Genomic DNA, 605 nt, shown 5'->3' with positions numbered 1-605 from the left:
ACCTGCGCGCTCTGGGGTTCGAGAGGGTCATCCCACAGGCGACAGGCCGCCCGGCCTATCATCCGGCGGCGCTGCTCAAGATTTACATCTACGGCTATCTCAACCGCATCCCGTCCAGCCGTCGCTTGGAGCAGGAGACCGGCCGTAACCTCGAGCTGATGTGGCTGACTGGCCAGCTCCAGCCGGATCACAAGACCATCGTCCGCTTCCGCAAGGACAATGGAGCGGCCATCCGGGCGGTGTGCCGGCAGTTCGTCGAACTGTGCCGCAAGCTCAACCTGTTCTCGCAGGCGGTGGTGGCCATCGACGGTTCCAAGTTCAAGGCGGTCAACGCGCGCGATAAGAACTTCACGCCRGCCAAACTCGCCAAGCGCATCGAGCAGGTYGAGGCCAGCATCGCACACTATCTGTCCGCCCTCGACACCGCCGACCGGCAGGAGAGCGCACTGGCGCAGGAGAAGGCCGGACGGATCAAGGACAAGATCGCGGCACTCAGRGAGCAGATGCAGCAGTTCCGGGAGYTGGAGCCGCAGGTGCTGGCCGCTCCCGACCAGCAGATCTCGCTCACCGATCCGGATGCGCGTGCCATGACAAACCGCGGCATC

1 protein-coding gene is annotated in these 605 nt (G+C 64.4%); it reads left to right on the top strand.

Annotated features, from left to right (window positions below):
* Positions 1–605: transposase (locus ACXJKO_RS32045; RefSeq protein WP_457095019.1), on the top strand; the 605-nt coding region annotated here is incomplete at both ends.

This window comes from Microvirga sp. P5_D2 (assembly GCF_054049475.1).
Note: the sequence above shows the minus strand (reverse complement) of the source record. Positions and strands in the feature narration are given on the sequence as shown.